Annotated in this window: 16 protein-coding genes; 7 read left to right on the top strand and 9 right to left on the bottom strand. The window is 69.6% G+C overall.

All coding sequences use genetic code 11. From position 1 onward, the window contains the following. Positions 1 to 18 precede the first annotated feature (18 nt). Entirely contained in the window at positions 19 to 747 is a 729-nt protein-coding gene (locus JJB11_RS08560; protein WP_201168463.1) for a YggS family pyridoxal phosphate-dependent enzyme, read from the top strand. Here JJB11_RS08560 and JJB11_RS08555 read toward each other — a convergent pair. Both JJB11_RS08555 and JJB11_RS08550 read right to left on the bottom strand, forming a co-directional pair. Next, on the bottom strand, positions 722 to 1258 hold the full coding sequence (locus tag JJB11_RS08555; protein ID WP_201168460.1) for a DUF3617 domain-containing protein: 537 nt from the start codon (positions 1256 to 1258) through the stop codon (positions 722 to 724). The genes JJB11_RS08560 and JJB11_RS08555 overlap by 26 nt on opposite strands. Before the next feature lie 82 nt (positions 1259 to 1340). After that, complete coding sequence (locus tag JJB11_RS08550) at positions 1341 to 1820, bottom strand: Lrp/AsnC ligand binding domain-containing protein (protein WP_201168457.1); 480 nt, start codon at positions 1818 to 1820, stop codon at positions 1341 to 1343. A 90-nt stretch (positions 1821 to 1910) separates the two neighbouring features. Here JJB11_RS08550 and JJB11_RS08545 point away from each other — a divergent pair, with 90 nt between their 5' ends. Then, positions 1911 to 4967, top strand: a complete 3057-nt coding sequence (locus JJB11_RS08545; protein ID WP_201168445.1) for an L-glutamate gamma-semialdehyde dehydrogenase — start codon at positions 1911 to 1913, stop codon at positions 4965 to 4967. Positions 4968 to 4983: 16 nt separating this feature from the next. Here the strand turns inward: JJB11_RS08545 and JJB11_RS08540 are convergent, their stop codons facing one another. The 6 genes from JJB11_RS08540 to JJB11_RS08515 form a co-directional block, all read right to left on the bottom strand. After that, entirely contained in the window at positions 4984 to 5232 is a 249-nt protein-coding gene (locus JJB11_RS08540) for a hypothetical protein (RefSeq protein ID WP_201168435.1), read from the bottom strand. 181 nt (positions 5233 to 5413) lie between these two features. Beyond that, positions 5414 to 6970: a DHA2 family efflux MFS transporter permease subunit gene (locus JJB11_RS08535; RefSeq protein ID WP_201168433.1), complete on the bottom strand. Its 1557-nt coding sequence runs from the start codon at positions 6968 to 6970 to the stop codon at positions 5414 to 5416. A gap of 10 nt (positions 6971 to 6980) precedes the next feature. After that, positions 6981 to 8240 carry an HlyD/EmrA/EmrK family protein gene (locus JJB11_RS08530; protein ID WP_201168423.1) on the bottom strand — a complete coding sequence of 420 codons (1260 nt, stop codon included), beginning with the start codon at positions 8238 to 8240 and terminating at the stop codon, positions 6981 to 6983. Positions 8241 to 8261: 21 nt separating this feature from the next. Next, positions 8262 to 9686 (bottom strand): efflux transporter outer membrane subunit, encoded by a 1425-nt coding sequence (locus JJB11_RS08525; protein WP_201168420.1) that lies wholly within the window; start codon positions 9684 to 9686, stop codon positions 8262 to 8264. Continuing rightward, positions 9683 to 10189 (bottom strand): MarR family winged helix-turn-helix transcriptional regulator, encoded by a 507-nt coding sequence (locus JJB11_RS08520; protein ID WP_201168418.1) that lies wholly within the window; start codon positions 10187 to 10189, stop codon positions 9683 to 9685. The genes JJB11_RS08525 and JJB11_RS08520 overlap by 4 nt, the downstream gene beginning before the upstream one ends. A 78-nt stretch (positions 10190 to 10267) precedes the next feature. Continuing rightward, positions 10268 to 11812 carry a class I adenylate-forming enzyme family protein gene (locus JJB11_RS08515; protein ID WP_201168416.1) on the bottom strand — a complete coding sequence of 515 codons (1545 nt, stop codon included), beginning with the start codon at positions 11810 to 11812 and terminating at the stop codon, positions 10268 to 10270. A 162-nt stretch (positions 11813 to 11974) separates the two neighbouring features. On the opposite strand from JJB11_RS08515, the gene JJB11_RS08510 reads away from it, so the two are divergent. After that, positions 11975 to 12319 carry a hypothetical protein gene (locus JJB11_RS08510; RefSeq protein ID WP_201168414.1) on the top strand — a complete coding sequence of 115 codons (345 nt, stop codon included), beginning with the start codon at positions 11975 to 11977 and terminating at the stop codon, positions 12317 to 12319. 5 nt (positions 12320 to 12324) lie between these two features. Then, positions 12325 to 14067, top strand: coding sequence for a RecQ family ATP-dependent DNA helicase (locus JJB11_RS08505; protein ID WP_201168412.1), 1743 nt, complete (start codon positions 12325 to 12327; stop codon positions 14065 to 14067). 11 nt (positions 14068 to 14078) lie between these two features. Here JJB11_RS08505 and JJB11_RS08500 read toward each other — a convergent pair whose 3' ends face one another. Further along, entirely contained in the window at positions 14079 to 14576 is a 498-nt protein-coding gene (locus JJB11_RS08500; protein WP_201168410.1) for a pyridoxamine 5'-phosphate oxidase family protein, read from the bottom strand. A 311-nt stretch (positions 14577 to 14887) separates the two neighbouring features. Here JJB11_RS08500 and JJB11_RS08495 point away from each other — a divergent pair, with 311 nt between their 5' ends. The 3 genes from JJB11_RS08495 (at position 14888) to JJB11_RS08485 (ending at position 16293) form a co-directional block, all read left to right on the top strand. Continuing rightward, the gene (locus JJB11_RS08495) at positions 14888 to 15091 is read left to right on the top strand and encodes a hypothetical protein (RefSeq protein WP_201168408.1); all 204 of its coding nucleotides are present in this window, start codon (positions 14888 to 14890) and stop codon (positions 15089 to 15091) included. Between the two features lie 112 nt (positions 15092 to 15203). After that, a complete protein-coding gene (locus JJB11_RS08490) occupies positions 15204 to 15374 on the top strand; it encodes a hypothetical protein (RefSeq protein ID WP_201168406.1) in 171 nt (56 codons plus the stop codon). A gap of 97 nt (positions 15375 to 15471) precedes the next feature. Beyond that, entirely contained in the window at positions 15472 to 16293 is an 822-nt protein-coding gene (locus JJB11_RS08485) for an enoyl-CoA hydratase (protein WP_201168405.1), read from the top strand. Positions 16294 to 16309 lie beyond the last annotated feature (16 nt).

Raw genomic sequence — 16309 nt, 5'->3', positions numbered from 1 at the left:
TGGCTCTGCCGGTCCATTATGACGACGATTGCCATGAACCTCCAGAGCGTGCACGAGCGGATCGCGAGCGCCTGCGCGGCCGCCGGACGCGACGTGAACGAAGTCACGCTGCTCCCCGTGGCGAAGACGTTTGCAGCCGACGCCGTGCGCGCAGCCCACGCGGCGGGCGAGAACGCCTTCGGCGAGAACTACATCCAGGAAGCGATCGAGAAGCAGGCGCAGTTGCGCGACCTGCGCCTGCAGTGGCACTGCATCGGCCCGATCCAGAGCAACAAGACGCGGCTGGTGGCGGAGCACTTCGACTGGGCCCAGACCATCGACCGCCTGAAGATCGCGCAACGGCTCTCGGAACAGCGGCGCGACGAGCTCGGGCCGCTGCAGGTCTGCATCCAGGTGAACATCGATGGTGGTCCGAGCAAGTCGGGTGTCGCGCCGGAGGAAGCGCTGGACCTCGCGCGCGCCGTCGCCGCCCTGCCGCGGCTACGCCTGCGCGGGCTGATGACGATCCCGGAGCCGGCCGGGGATTTCGCTGCGCAGGTGGCGGTGCATCGGCGCGCCCGCGCGCTGTTCGACGCGCTGCGCGCGGCCGGCCTGCCGCTGGACACCTTGTCCATGGGCATGACCGCCGACCTCGAAGCGGCGATCCACGCCGGCAGCACGATGGTGCGCGTCGGCACCGCGATCTTCGGGGTGCGCAGCCGCAAGCCCCAGGGCGAGCCGCTTACTTCCGGGGCACCACCGGCTTGATGTCGCCGCAGTCGGCCTTCAGGAACTTGCCCGTCGCGTCCATCGTCATCGTCTCGGGCCGCCCCTGCACGGTGGTCGTCACGACCATGTGGCTGGTGTAGCTCTCGGGCGTGAAGCTCACGTCGCCCTCACCGCTGGAAGGCGGGTTCCTGCAGGTGAACGCGACATGGATGGAGTTGCCGGTCCGCTTGCCCTGCGTGCTCGTGCAGTCCTGGCGCGTGGGCACCTCGTTGCGCTCGACCATCTCGCGCGTCATGCACATCCGCACGCCCATGCCCCCGTTCGCGCCCGGCGTGACCTGCACGCCTCGCTGCGCCATCATCGCCTCCATCTGCTTGCGCTGGTCCTGCGGCATCTGCGCCATCTGCTTCTGCATTTCGGCCATGGCCTGGTCCATCTGCCCGCCGCTGACCTTGTTGTTGATTTCCCACAGGCCAGGCTTCATCGTCTGGGCGGCCGCGGGCAGGGCGAGAGCGAGCACCGCTGCGGCGGTGAACAGGTGCTTGTGCATGCGTGTTCTCCGGTGAAAGCGCCGATTCTGCCGACGCATGCCGCGCCCGGCCACTGGCCGGACGGGGGACGTGGACGCGCGGCTACACGCCCAGGGGCAGGCGGGCGGAGTTCTTCACCTCCTCCATCACGGCGTACGTGCGAGTCTCCCGCACGCCCGGCAATTGCCACAACACGGTGCCGGCGAAGTCCCGGTAGGCCTGCATGTCGGCCATGCGCGTCTTGAGCAGGTAGTCGAAGCCTCCGGCCACCATGTGGCACTCGAGGATCTGCGGATGCACCTGTACGGCGGCCTTGAACGCATCGAACACATTCGGCGTGGTCCGGTCCAGCAGCACCTCGACGAAAACCAGCATGCCGAGTCCGAGTTTCAGCGGGTCGAGGCGCGCCTCGTAGCCGACGATGTATTCCTCGCGCGTGAGGCGCTGGACGCGCGCGAGCACGGCCGTGGGCGACAGCGCCACCGCCTCCGCGAGCTTGAGGTTGGTGAGACGCCCATCCGATTGCAGGACCTGGAGGATCTTGAGGTCGATGCGATCCAGATCACTGGCTGCAGCTTGCATGATCGAATTTATATTCGGCAGATTTCATTCACTTTAGCGAAAGATTCGTCCCGACTCCAGCGACCATGCGTTGGACCCACACTGGATGCCATGCCCGCCGACACCCAACGCCTGCCCGACCCGTACCGCCCGGAAGCCGCCGTGGTGGCGGAGCTGCTTGCCTCGCTGCGTGACGCGCTGGACTGGGCGGCCGCCGCGCAGGTCGCCGAACCGTGGGTGGCCGCGGTGCGCAAGCATCCACCGCCGTTCTGGGCGATGGAGAGCCTGCTCAAGGAGTACCCCATCTCCAGTGCCGAGGGATTGGCGCTCATGCGCCTGGCCGAAGCCCTGCTGCGCGTGCCGGATGCGCAGACCGCGATCGCACTGACGGCCGACCAGCTCTCGCGGGCGGATTTCGAAGGCTCTCCCGACCGTGCCCTGGCGCGGCTGTCGCACAGCGCGATCGCGCTGTCCAAGCGCTTCCTGCCCGGCGACGGCGCACAGCCCGAACCCGGCCTGTTCGCGCGGCTCGGCGCGCGCACCGTGGTGGCCGCCGCCTTGCGCGCAGTGCAGTTGCTCGGACGCCAGTTCGTGCTGGGCCAGGACATCGCCGAGGCGCAGCACGAGGCGGCGAGTGCGCGACGCCGCCAGCCGCACCTGCGCTTCTCGTACGACATGCTGGGCGAAGGCGCGCGCACCGAGGAAGATGCGCAGCGCTACCTCCAGCATTACGAAGAGGCGATCGCGGCGATCGCCGCCGCGGCGGATCCCGCGCAACCCGTGCAGGCGAACGATGGCATCTCCATCAAGCTGAGTGCCCTGCATCCGCGCTACGAGGCGCTGCAGCGCGAGCGCGTGCTGGCGCAGCTGGTGCCGCGGGTGGCGCGCCTGTGCGACCAGGCGGCCGGCGCCAACATCAATCTCACCATCGACGCCGAGGAGGTGGATCGGCTCGAACTCTCGCTCGACGTCTTCGACGCACTCGCCGCGCACGTGGCGCAGCACCATCCGCGCTGGCAAGGCTTCGGGCTGGCGCTGCAGGCCTACCAGACGCGCGCACTGGCACTGGTCGGCGAAGTCGCGGCCATCGCGCGCCGCCACGGCATTCGCCTGATGTGCCGGCTGGTGAAGGGCGCCTACTGGGACGCGGAGATCAAGCGCGCGCAGGAACTGGGACTGCCGCACTATCCCGTGTTCACGCACAAGAACCACACCGACGTTTCCTACCTCGCGTGCGCGCGCGCGCTGCTGCAGGCGCAGGACGTGATCTTCCCGCAGTTCGCCACGCACAACGCGGGCACCATCGCCGCCATCGTGCAGATGGCGCGCGCGAATGGCGCCGCCTTCGAGCTCCAGCGCCTGCACGGCATGGGGGAGGGTGTGTATCGCGAGGTCTCGCGATATACACCCTCCCCCTTGGGGCGGATGACGCTCCCCCCCACCCAGCCTCCCCCTCTAGGGGGAGGAGCAACACCGGTGCCGGTCGACGCACGAGAAGGAGCCCTGCCAGTGCGCGTCTACGCGCCGGTGGGCGTGCACCGCGACCTGCTCGCCTACCTGGTGCGGCGGCTGCTGGAGAACGGCGCGAATTCATCCTTCGTGCACCAGCTGGCCGACGAGTCCGTCGGCATGGAAGAACTGCTGCAGTCGCCGCTGCACCTGGCGCCGCAGTCCGCCCTGCCATTGCCGCCCGAGCTGTACGGGCCCGCGCGCCGCAACAGCCGCGGGCTGGACCTGACGCTGCCGACCACGCGCGCGCTGCTGGACGACGCGTTCGCACGCACCACGGTGGCGGCGATCCCGCTCGCCGATCCCGCGCAGGTGGGCGCTGCGGTCGATCGCGCGCTGGCCGCGGGGCCTGCGTGGGAACGCAAGCCGGCGGCGGACCGCGCAGCCATCCTGCGGCGGTGCGCGGACAGCATGGAAAACGACTTGCCGCGCCTGTGCGCAGTGCTGGTCAAGGAAGGCTTCAAGTGCTGGGGCGACGCACTGGCGGAGGTGCGCGAGGCGGTGGACTTCCTGCGCTACTACGCCAACGAGGCCGAGCGCATCCTGCAGCCGCAGGTCCTGCCGGGCCCCACCGGCGAGAGCAACGAGCTGCGCCTCACCGGCCGCGGCACCTGGGCCTGCATCAGCCCCTGGAACTTTCCGCTCGCGATCTTCACGGGCCAGGTCGCCGCGGCGCTCGTGACGGGCAACACGGTGATCGCGAAGCCCGCGGAGCAGACGCCCGCCATCGCCGCCGAGGCGGTGCACCTGCTGCATGCCGCTGGCGTTCCGGCCGACGCACTGCAGCTGCTGCACGGCCCGGGCGAAACAGTGGGCGCGGCGCTGGTCGCGCACCCGCGCATCGCGGGCGTGGTGTTCACGGGCTCGACGCAGGTCGCGAAGATCATCCAGCGCACGCTGGCCGACAAGGACGGCCCCATCGTGCCGCTGATTGCGGAGACGGGCGGGATCAACGCCATGCTGGTGGACTCCACGGCGTTGCCCGAACAGGTGGTGGACGCCGTCGTGCAGAGCGCGTTCCGCTCGGCCGGCCAGCGCTGCTCCGCGCTGCGCCTGCTGCTCGTGCACGAGGCGATCGCCGAACCACTGATCCACATGCTGCAGGGCGCGGCCCTGGAACTGGTCACGGGCGATCCGGCCCGCTGGTCCACGGACGTCGGCCCGGTGATCGACGGGGAAGCGTTCGCGACGCTGCAGCGGCACCTGGAGCTGCTGCAGTCCCGGGCCAGTCCCCTGCTCCCGCCGACCGAGCCCGATCCGCGCACCCGCCTGATCCCGCCCCAGGCGTTCGAGGTCGGCGGAGTCGAGCAGGTCAGGAACGAGATCTTCGGACCCGTCCTGCAGGTGGCGCGCTGGAGCGGCGACCCGCAGGCGGTGATAGCTGCGATCAACCGCGTCGGCTATGGCCTCACGCTCGGCATCCAGACCCGCATCGACAGCCGCGCCGAGGCGCTGGCACGCGAGGCCCGCATCGGCAACGTCTACATCAATCGCAACATGATCGGCGCCGTCGTCGGGGTGCAGCCGTTCGGCGGCGAAGGCCTGTCCGGCACCGGTCCCAAGGCCGGCGGCCCAAACTACCTGCCGCGCTTCTGCGCAGAACAGACGGTGACCATCAACACCGCCGCAGCCGGCGGCAACGTCGCGCTGCTCACCTGACAGCGATTTCCCCCGCTCAGCCCTTGAGCAGGTTGCGCGAAACGCGTTCCTTCACCGGATCGCCGAGCAGCTCGACGCTGCTGGGGAGCTTGCCGTCGTAGGCGCCGAGCACCTCCTGCAGCGCGGCCAGCGTGCGCTTCACCTCGTCGGCGCCATCCCGGCTTGCCAGCTCGCTACGGGCATCCTCCAGCGCGCGGAACAGCAGCGCGCGGGTGTTGCCGCGAATGACCAGGTTGCCGTCGCATTGCCAGATGGCCTTGTGCATGTATTTCATGGAAGCATCTCCGTGGGATGCTCCCAGCATGCGCCGCGCGCGGGCGCCGCGCTGTGGGCGTTGCGGGTGTCTTGGTGACCGTGCGGATGCGCTCGCGACGTCAGTGACGGCACAGCCCTCGCCGTCGAAGCAGCGGCAATGGCTTGTCAGCCAACACCGCCTCGGTGCCTCATCAGTGCGCGCCCGCGGCCGCTTCGGCGCCCGCCGCGCTACGCTGCGGATGCGTGAGCCACACCAGCGGGATCAGCAACAGGAACAGCGCCGCCGACAGGTAGAAGATGTCGTTCGCGGCAAGCATGAACGCCTGCTGCGTGACGAGGTTGTTCACCTGCATCAGCGCCTGCTCCTGCGTGAGACCGGCCGCGTTCAGTCCCAGCATCGTGGCTTGCGCGACCGGATCGCCGAGCGTGATGTGCTCGACCAGCTGCGCGTGGTGCAGCGCCGCGCGCCTTTCCCACAGCGTCGTGGCGATCGATGTCCCCATCGCACCCGCCGTGATGCGGACGAAGTTGCTCAGGCCCGACGCCGACGGGATGCGGTCGGGCGGCAGCCCCGACAAGGTGATCGTCGTCAGCGGGATGAAGAAGAACGCCATGGCGACGCCCTGGATCACCGTCGGGATCAGCAGCGTGCGGAAGTCCGCCTGCGTGTTGAAGTTCGAGCGCATCCAAAGCACCAGCGCGAACACGATGAAGGCGAAGGTCGCGTACTTGCGCGGGTCGACCTTGGCCAGCGTCTTGCCGACCACGGGCGAGAGCACCAGGGCCATCAGGCCCACCGGCGCCATCACCATGCCGGCTTCCGTCGCGGTGTAGCCCATGAACTGCTGCAGCCACAGCGGCAGCAGCACCACGTTGCCGAAGAACAGGCCATAGGCGACCGAGATCGCGACCGTGCCGCCCCAGAAGTTGCGGCGCGCGAACAGCCGCAGGTCCACCACGGGGTGTTCTTCGGTGAGCTCCCACACGAGGAAGAAGGCGAAGCCCAGCACGGCCACGATGGCGAGCGTGACGATGGTCTTCGAGGAGAACCAGTCGTACTCCTTGCCCAGGTCCAGCATCACCTGCAGGCTGCCGACCCAGAGCACCAGCACGGCGAGGCCCATCTTGTCGATGGGCAGCTGCAGCGTGCGGCTCTCGCGCTTGCGGTAGATGGCCAGCGTCGAAAACGCCGCCGCGATGCCCACCGGGATGTTGATGTAGAAGATCCAGGACCAGGAGATGTTGTCGGTGATCCAGCCGCCCAGCAGCGGCCCCATCACCGGCGCCACGAGTGTGGTCATCGACCACATCGCCATCGCCAGCCCCGCCTGCGCGCGTGGATAGCTGGCCAGCAGCAGGGTCTGCGACAGCGGAATCATCGGACCTGCGACGAAGCCCTGCAGCGCGCGGAAGGCGATCAGGGTCGTCATGTTCGGCGCCAGACCGCACATCCAGGAGGCGATCACGAACAGGATCACGCTGGAGACGAACAGCTTCACCTGCCCGATGCGCAGCGACAGCCAGCCCGTGAGCGGCACCGCGATTGCATTGGCCACCGCGAAGCTGGTGATCACCCAGGTGCCCTGGTTCGGGCTCACGCCCAGGTCGCCGGCGATCGCAGGCAGCGACACGTTGGCGATGGACGTGTCCAGCACGTTCATGAACGTGGCGGCGGACAGCGCGATGGTGCCCCACACGCGCGCGCTGCCCTCCAGCGGCGGGTGTGGGAGCGGTTGGTTGGCGCTCATGCGAAAGGTCTCAGTGGCGCTTCGCCGGGGGGCCGCCCTGCACCGACTGGTGCGCGCTGCCGCTGTTCATGGCGATCACGCGGCGCACCTCGGCCTCGGCGCCGTCGTCCTGGCTGGAGAACACCTGCGTCTGCGTCACCGCGGTCGCACGGGGCGCATCAGCCAGCGTCTTGCCTTCCTGCTTGCTCACGTCGACGCTCGCTTCCATCGAGAGCCCCACGCGCAGCGGATGCTCCTTCACTTGCTGGGAGTCGAGGGCGATGCGCACCGGCACGCGCTGCACCACCTTGATCCAGTTGCCCGTCGCGTTCTGCGCGGGCAGCAGCGAGAAGGCGGCGCCAGTGCCGACACCCAGGCCGGCCACGCGGCCCTTGTACTCCACGCGCTTGCCATAGAGGTCCGCGGTGAGCGTGACGGGCTGGTCCAGGCGGATCTTGCGCAGCTGCACTTCCTTGAAGTTCGCATCCACCCACACCTGGTTGAGCGGCACGATGGACATCAGCGGCGTGCCGGCGGCGACGCGCTGGCCCAGTTGCACGGTACGCTTGGCGACATAGCCGTCGACCGGCGCGACCAGCACCGAGCGTTGCTGCGCCAGCCATGCTTCGCGCACCCGGGCGGCGGCGGCCTGCACCTGCGGGTGGCTTTCCACGTCGGTGCCGGAGGTCATCGCCTGGTTGCTCGCCAGCTGCTCGCGGGCACCCACCACGGCCGCCTGGGCCGCGGCCAGCGTGCTGCGCGCCGCGGAGAGCTGCTCGCGCGCGTGGTTCAGTTCCTCGCGCGACACGGCCCCGTTGCCCACGAGCGCCTCGCGGCGCTTGTAGTCGTCGGTGGCCCGCGCGACGTCCGCCTCGGCCTTCGCAACATCCGCCTCGCGCAGGTTCACCTGGGCGCCCAGCGAGCCGTTGTTGGCGTAGAGCGTGCGCACCTGGCGCACCGTCTGGCCCAGGTTCGCCTCGGCCTGCTCGAGGTTCACCTTGGCGTCGGCCGGGTCGAACTTCACCAGCGGCTGGCCGGCCTTCACGAAGTCGGTCTCGTCGGCGTGGATCTCCATGACCGTGCCGCCGATCTGCGGCGTGATCTGCACGACGTTGCCCTGCACGTAGGCGTTGTCGGTGTCTTCGTAATGGCTGGCGACCAGCCACTCCCAGGCGCCCCAGGCCACGCCGACGACGGCGACGCCGACGGCCAGCAGCACCAGGGCTTTCTTGCGCTTCGGATTGCCGACCTTGACCGGTGCGGGGCTTGCGGGCTGTTGTTGTTCACTCATGTTGGACTTCTCTTGCGGTGATCAGTGCGCGGCAACGTCGGTCGGGGCGCTGTAGCCGCCGCCCAGCGCGCGATAGAGCTGCACGCGCGCGTCGAGGGCACGTGCAGCCAGGTCCACGCCGAGGCGGCGCTGCGCGAGCACCGTCGTTTCCGCGGTCAGGACGTTCAGGAAAGTGCCGAGGCCCGCGCGGTAGCGCTGCACGGCGATGTCGTAGGCGCCTTCGGCAGCCGCTTCGGCCTGCCGCTGCTGCGCGATCTGCAGCTCCACCGAGTGGAAACTCGCGACCGCATCGCCGGCTTCGTGGAAGGCTTCGAGCACGGCGCCGTTGTAGTTCTCGATGGAGGCATCGAGATCCGCGGTCTTGCCGCTCAGGTTCGCGCGCAGCCGGCCCGCGTCGAAGATGGGCAGGCGCACCGCGGGACCGATGCCCCACTGCTCGCTGCCCAGGTCCAGCAGGTGGCCCAGGCCCAGCGTGGACAAGCCGAGGAAGGCGGTGAGGTTGATGTTCGGATAGAACTGCGCCTGCGCCACCTTGATTTCGCGGCTCGCGGCTTCGACGCGCCACCGCGCGGCGCTCACGTCGGGACGGCGTCCCAGCAGGTCGGCCGGCAGCGCCGGCAAGGTGGTGACGAGGTGCTCGTCGCGGATCGCGGGCAGCTTGCCCACCTCCGGCACTTCCTGCGATGCGACCAGCGCCGCCAGCGCGTTGCGCGTGGTTTGCGCCTGCTCCTGCAAGGCCTCGATCTGCTGGCGCACCTCGGGAATCGCGCCCTCGCTCTGGCGCTGCTCCAGCGTCGTGTCGAGTCCCGCGCTGACGCGGTCGGACACCAGCTTCAGTTGCTCCTCGCGCTGCTGCAGGGTGCGGCGCGCGACGCCGAGCTGCTCCTGCACTCGCAGCAACTGGAAGTAGGTGCGCGCGACGTTGGCGGCAAGCACCACGCGCGCCGCGGCCACGTCGGCTTCGGCCGCGCGCGCAGCGCCGACCGCGGCTTCCAGCGCGGCCTGGTTCTTGCCAAAGAAGTCGAGCTCCCAATTGGCGTTCGCCTGCAACGTGCCGGTGTTCTGGATGGAGCCCGCGAGCGGCGGCGGAAAGAGGCTGTGCTCGCTGAAGCGCTGGCGCTCGAGGTCCAGCTGCCCGTTCACCTGCGGGTAGAAGTTCGCGTCGGCTGCTGCCGTCGCGGCCTGCGCGCGGCGCAACCGGGCCCGCGCAACGCCGAGGTTCGGGCTGTCGCGCAGCGCCTGTTCCTCCAAGCGATCGAGTTCGGGGTCACGGAACTCGCGCCACCATTCGACGGAGACGGGCGCAAGCTCCTGCGTCGTGGCGCCGGGCACGGGCGGTGTGCGCAGCGTGGCTTCCGGTTCGATGCCCTTCATGTTGGCGCAGCCTGCGAGCAGCAGCGCCGCGGCGAGTCCGGCGAGGCGCCGGCCCTGCGATGGCGTGTTCATTCTTTTCCTTGCGATGGGTCCTGCAGCGCCAGGCCGTTGGCGAGCACGCGCGCCAGCAAGTCCTTCAGCTGCTGCCACTCTGCCACGGTGAGGCCTTGCAGGAAGGCGTTCTGCACCTTGCAGAGCACGGCGGGGATTTCCTTGGCCGCCTGCCGGCCTTCCTTCGTGAGCACGATGTTGACCACGCGGCGGTCCTCGGACGAGCGCTCGCGCGTCACGAGCCCCTTGGCTTCCAGCCGGTCCAGCGTTCGCGTCATCGCGCCCGTGTCCAGCTGGCATTCGCGGGCCAGCTCGGCCACCGTCGAGGCGTCGCCACGATTGAGCTTGAACAGGGGAACCCACTGGGCGTTCGTGAGGCCGCGCGGCTCGAAAGCCTTGTCGACCTCGGCCGTGACGCACGCGAGGATGCGCTTCATCAGGTAAGCGGCACTCTCGTGCGGCTCGTAACCCTCCGGCCGGTAGTACACGGTCGGGGGCTCGGCGGAAGGCTTGCGTGTGGCCATGGAGCCGGCGAATATACTTGCCTAGACAAATATTGTCAAGGCCGACACTGCCCCGTCAGGCGACGGCCGGGCGGCGGATCAGGACGGGCGGCTCAAGCTGTCGCGAAGCTGGCGCTTGAGCACCTTGCCGATGTCGCTGCGCGGCAGCTCGGGCAGGTAGCGCAGTTCCGCGAGCCGCTGCGTCTTGCCCAGGCGGGCGTTGGCCCAGGCGCGCAGGTCCGCCGCCGCCGGCGCACCCGGGGCGGGCACGACGAAGGCCGCCGGTGACTCGCCCCATTCCGGCGACGGCACGCCCACCACCGCGACATCGGCCACGCCGGCATGCTCGCGCAGCACGGCTTCCAGGTCGCTCGGGTAGATGTTGAAGCCGCCGCTGATGATCATGTCCTTGCGCCGGTCCATCAGCGTGAGGAAGCCGTCCTCGTCGAAGCGCCCGACGTCGCCCGTACGGATGAAGCGGTTGCCCTGCGCATCGAACCACTCGGCCTCGCGCGTCTTCGCCGGCTGGTGGTGATAGCCCGTCATCATCGCGCCCGATCGGCCCACCACTTCGCCGACCTCGCCGCGCGGCAGTTCACGGCCGTCCTCGTCGATGAGACGGATGTCGTGCCCTTCCGCCGGCTTGCCCACGGTGTGCAGCTTGTGCGGCCAGGCGTGTGCTTCCAGGATGCAGGTGCCGCCGCCCTCGGTCATGCCGTAGTACTCGACCAGTCCGCCGGGCCAGCGCGCCAGCACGTCCGCCTTCAGCTGCGCCGCGAACGGCGCGCTGGTGCAGAACTTCATGCGGAACGAGGAGAGATCGAAGGTGTCGAAGTCCGGCACGGCCATCAGCCGCTGGTACTGCACGGGCACCAGCATGGCGTGGGTCGCGCGCACCTGCTGCGCCAGCGCGAGATACGCGCGCGCATCGAAGCGGCCCTCGGCCAGCACCACCGTGCCGCCCTTGGCGAGCGCGGGGAACACGGACACCAGGGTGGTGTTGGAGCACAGCGAGGTGGCGACCTGCGCCACCGTGTCGGGGCCGTAGCCGTAGTTCTCGCCGCGCGCCACGTGCGCCCAGCGCATGCCGTGCGGCTGCACGATGCCCTTGGGCGTGCCGGTGGTGCCCGACGAATAGATGATGTTGAAGGCCCAGTCGGGCTGGATGGCCACGGACGACGGCCGCGGCGGCGCATCGGCGAGCCACGCTGCCAGGCTGTCCGGACCTTCGTCCAGGTCCATGCGCACGCGTTGCACCGGCGTGGCGAGCGCGGGCACCGAGGCGTCCGCGAACAGGATGCGCGCATCGCTGTCGCGCACCATGCCCGCGAGCTGTTCCGCCGTCGCGCCCGTGGGCAGCGGCGCCACGGCGAGTCCCGCGCGCAAGCCGCCGAGGAACAGGCAGGCATAAGGCAGGGAGTTCGCGCCCGCGATCGCGATGGCTTGCCGCGGCTGCAGCCCCTGCCTCTGCAACTGCGCCGCGATGCGGTCCACCTGCGCATCGAGCTCGGCCCACGTCATCGCCTGCGCACCCTGCCGCAGGGCAGGTTGCGCGGGCCGCGCGCGCGCGTGTTCGCGGATGAGGTCGGGAATGGCCCGGAAAGGCGGCAGCCCCACGGGCGCCGGCGTCGCTGCTGCAGGCATGGTGTCTCCTTGCGGGGAACTGTACGCGAGGCGGCGCCGGCCGCCGGTTGCGCACGCGACCGCCCGGGGCGGCTGCGTCCGACAAGTCGCTGGCGCAGGTGCCGACGCCGTGCTGCACGGCCCGGTTGCAGACTGGTGCATCACCAACCGGAAGGACACCCCATGGCGTACAGCAGCATCCTCGGAGCGGACAAGGCGCCGCTGGAGCCCGAGGGCCGCGAAGCCGAACTGCTGGGCCCGAGCGACAACTCGGACAGCGGCAGCGACACCATCGGCACGATCGAAGCCGACCAGGAAAGCACCGATTCGGGCCTCACCGGCGACCGCGCCTCGATCGACGGCCGCGATGCGCGCGAAGGCGCGGACATCATGCCCGACCGCGTGGTGAACCTCGCGGACGGCGAAGGATTTCCCGAAGCCGATCCCGACGCGATGGAGATGACCGACCTCGACAACGACGACGCGCAGTCGCTCGCCGACGGCGACTCGCCGGACACCGAGCGCTGAAGCGGATGCCCCGCACCGCATCGCCCACCGCCGCGATGCGGCGCGTTCGCACCCTGCTGCGCGACACCTTCGGCCTGTCGCGGCTGCGGCCCGGGCAGGCCGCAGTGATCGAGCGCGTGCTCGCGGGCCAGCCGACGCTGGCCATCATGCCCACGGGAGCCGGCAAATCGCTGTGCTACCAGCTGCCCGCGCTGCTGCTGGAAGGCCGCACCGTCGTCGTGTCGCCGCTGATCGCGCTGATGAAGGACCAATGCGAGTCGCTGCGCGCGCTGGGCATCGCGGCCGTGCAGGTGAACAGCGGCACCGACGGCGAGGAAGCGCGGGCGGCCGAAGCCGCGGTGGCGGACGGCAGCGCGCGCATCATCATGACCACGCCCGAGCGGCTGTCGGACCCGGCCTTTCTCGAGCTGCTCACGAAACATCCGGTCGGCCTGCTGGCCGTGGACGAGGCGCACTGCATCTCGCAGTGGGGGCACGATTTCCGCCCGGCCTTCCTGGAGATCGCGCACGTGCTGCCCCGCCTGGGCCGGCCCGTGGTGCTGGCGCTCACCGCGACGGCGACCGAGCGCATCGCGCAGGACATCTGCCAGCAGCTGCAGATCCCCGCGGACGGCGTCGTCAACACGAGCGCCTACCGCCCCAACCTCGACCTGCGCGTGGTGTCCCTGGCGAAGGAAGCGGACAAGCTGGCGCAGGTGCTGAAGATCGTGCGTGCGGTCCAGGGCAGCGGGATCGTCTACACCGCGACCGTGAAGGCGGCAGCGGCAGTGCACGAGGCGCTGGCCGCAGCCGATGAATCGGTGGGCCTCTACCACGGCAAGCTGCCCGCGGCGGAACGCGCCGCCGTGCAGGAGGCCTTCATGAACGGCGAGCGCCGCGTGATGGTCGCGACCAACGCCTTCGGCCTGGGCATCGACAAGCCCGACATCCGCTTCGTGCTGCACTACCAGTTGCCGGCCACGCTGGAGGCCTACTACCAGGAAGCGGGGCGGGCGGGACGCGACGGCGAAACGGCGCGCTGCACGCTGCTGTTCCTGCGCGGCGACAAGGCGATCCAGCAGTTCTTCATGGCCGGACGCTACCCCGGCGAGGAAGACGCGATGGCCATCGTGCATGCCTTGCAGGAGCAGCCCGCGGAAGCGCCGGCCTGGACCTTGCCGCTGCTGCAGGCACGCATCGGCCGCCCGCGCTCGAAGCTGCAGGTCACGCTGGGCCTGTTGCGCAAGGACCGCATCGTCTCGATGGCCCGCGACGGCACGCTGCGCCTGCTGGCGAAATCCGCGCCGGCCTCGCGCCTGCGCGCGCTCACCGAAGGCTATGGCCGCAAGCGCGACCTGGACCGCGAGGCGCTGGAACGGATGGTGTTCTATGCGCAGACGGGCCAGTGCCGCTGGCGCGTGCTGCTCGAGCACCTGGAGGAGGACGCCGCGCCGTTCGAGCGTTGCGGCCACTGCGACAACTGCCGCCGCATCGCCGCGCACGAAGCCGTCGTGGAGGACCTGCTGCGGCGCAAGGAAGCGGATGCGCAGGAAAACGGAGACGGCGAACACGAGCAGGCGCCGGCGGTCTTCACGCGTGGCGACCTGGTCGAGGTGCGCCGCTATGGCCGCGGCGTGGTGGAGGAAGCCACTGCGACGCAGGTGACCGTCGCCTTTGCCGACCGCAGCCGCCGCAGCTTCCTGCCCGAATTCGTGCGGCGGGCACGCGCGCCGCGCCAGCAGCGCGCGCAGGACGGCGCGCCCGCGTAGGCGCGTCGCCTTCAGTGGAATTGCAGCTCGCGGTGCTCGCCGAGTCCGGGACGCTTGCCGGTCACGGCCGACTTGCCCATCTTCATCATCTGCACCAGCTTGTTCTCCTTGACGTTCCAGTACTCGGCCTCGTCGATCCTCACTTCGACCAGCTCCATGTCCGGGTCGTCCGGCCCGTTCGGGAACCAGGCCTTGGCCATCGCGTTGAACAGCTCCTTCTTCTTCTCCATGTCCTCGAGGAGGCGCGCCGTGCCGGTGATCGAAACCCACGAGTCCTTGCCCGGGTTGGCGTAGGCGAGGTTCACGTTGCCGTCCTGCTGCAGGCGCTCGCCCACCTCGGTCGAACGCGAGACGAAGAAGTACAGGCAGGCATCGGCCTCGAGCTTCTTGTTCTGCGTCGTCATCGGGTGGGAGTGCAGCGTGCCGTCCGCGTGGCGGTGCGCCAGCATGCAGAAACGCGTGTCTTGGATCAGGTCCCAGAGGACCTCGTGCGGGTTCTTGTCGCTCATGCTTGCTCCTGTGGTGTGCAGGCCATCGTGTCCCGCATGCGCGGCCGGCGCAGTCGGGCTCACGTGCGTTCCCCTGTGGGCGCCGGCCGACATGTGCTAGGACAAGGCAGAAGAAACGGACCGCGGCTGGGTCAGCGTTGACCCGACTCGGCATAGGACGGCGCCGATGCCGCCTCGGCCGCGCGCCCGCCTGCGAAGGGCCGCCGGCCTAGGCTGCAATTCAGCAAGTGCTGATGGCGGGAGCCCAGGACGCAAACCATATTGAAGGCACAGGAAGGGCGACACGCCCTCCAGGCCAAGGAGAGAGAGACATGAACGAGTCCCGGTCCCAAGTCCACCAGCTGTGCTTCCGCTCGCTGTTCCATAGCGGCCGGGGCTATGCCTTCCCTTGCGACCCCACCGGCCACGTGGACCTCGACAGCATGACCGAGCGCGCGCGCAACAACTATTTCTACGCCCGCGCCATGGTCGGCCGCGAACTGTCGGTGCCGGCCGTGGAGACGGCGCTGCACTGAACACGGATCACGCGGCAGAAGCCACGCCCGAGCTCGGGCGCACATGCGGACTACAGCACGATGGCGCGCAGGACGATCCCGGCGCCCACACCCGCCGCCTAGCATGGCCCTCATGGCCGATCTGAACAACGCCCAACCCACGCCGCCCGCCGAGAGCGAGGCCAAGCTGCGCCGCGCCGAGGAGGAAAGCCGCAAGCTGGATTCGCCGGCGCGCACCAACGAATCGACGGTGCAGCCGGACAAGCCGCCCGACGACATCCTCGAAGGCTTCCACGGCGGCTGAGGCGCCGGCCTGGCCGCGCACGCGCGGTTGATGCTTTGGTGTGCGCAGCGGGAAAGCCCGCATCCGTGAGCGGGTCGCGCACCACATACTGCCGCCCATGACCGAGGCGACGACCCCAGGGGCTTACCGCTCCGACACCGAACGCGTGCAGGCCTGGACCGAAGGGGCCGCGCTGCACATCCGATTCAACCAGCCTGCCAAGCACAACGCGCTGTCCGTGGACATGTGGCAGGCGGTGCCGCCGCTGCTCGCGCAGGCCGAGGCCGACGACGCGATCCGGCTCGTGGTGTTCTCCGGCGCCGGCGAGAAAGCCTTCGTCTCGGGCGCCGACATCTCCCAGTTCGAGGACATGCGGGCCGCGCGCGAGGCGGTGAAGGTGTACGAAGCGATGGCGGAAGAAGCGCTGATGGCGATCTACCGCTGCGCCAAGCCGACGCTCGCCTGCATCCGCGGCTACTGCATCGGCGGCGGCGTCAACGTCGCGATCAGCTGCGACATCCGGCTGGCCAGCGAGGATGCGCAGTTCGGCATTCCCGCCGCCCGGCTCGGCCTCGGCTATCGCCTGTCCGCGCTCAAGAACCTGGTCAACCTGGTCGGCGTCGGCGCCGCGAAGGACCTGTTCTTCACCGGCCGCCGCATCGGCGCACCCGAGGCGAAGTCGCTCGGGCTGGTGACGCGGGTGTGCCCGGGCGAGCAACTGGCCTCGCTGCTCAGCGAGTACGTGACGATGTTCTCGGCCAATGCGCCGCTCACGATCCGTGCGGGCAAGCGGATCATCGAGGAGATGCTGAAGGACGATGCCGACCTCGACCGCGACCTGTGCAAGCGCTTGATCCTCGACTGCTTCGAAAGCGATGACTACGCCGAAGGCCGCCGCGCCTTCATGGAGAAACGCACGCCGGTGTTCCGTGGCAAGTGAGCCGCAAGGAGTTTCC

The sequence above is a fragment of the Ramlibacter ginsenosidimutans genome (genome assembly GCF_016654015.1).
Classification (GTDB): Bacteria; Pseudomonadota; Gammaproteobacteria; order Burkholderiales; family Burkholderiaceae_C; genus Ramlibacter; species Ramlibacter ginsenosidimutans.
The sequence above is the reverse complement of the archived record's forward strand: the minus strand, read 5'-3'. Positions and strand labels throughout refer to the sequence as shown.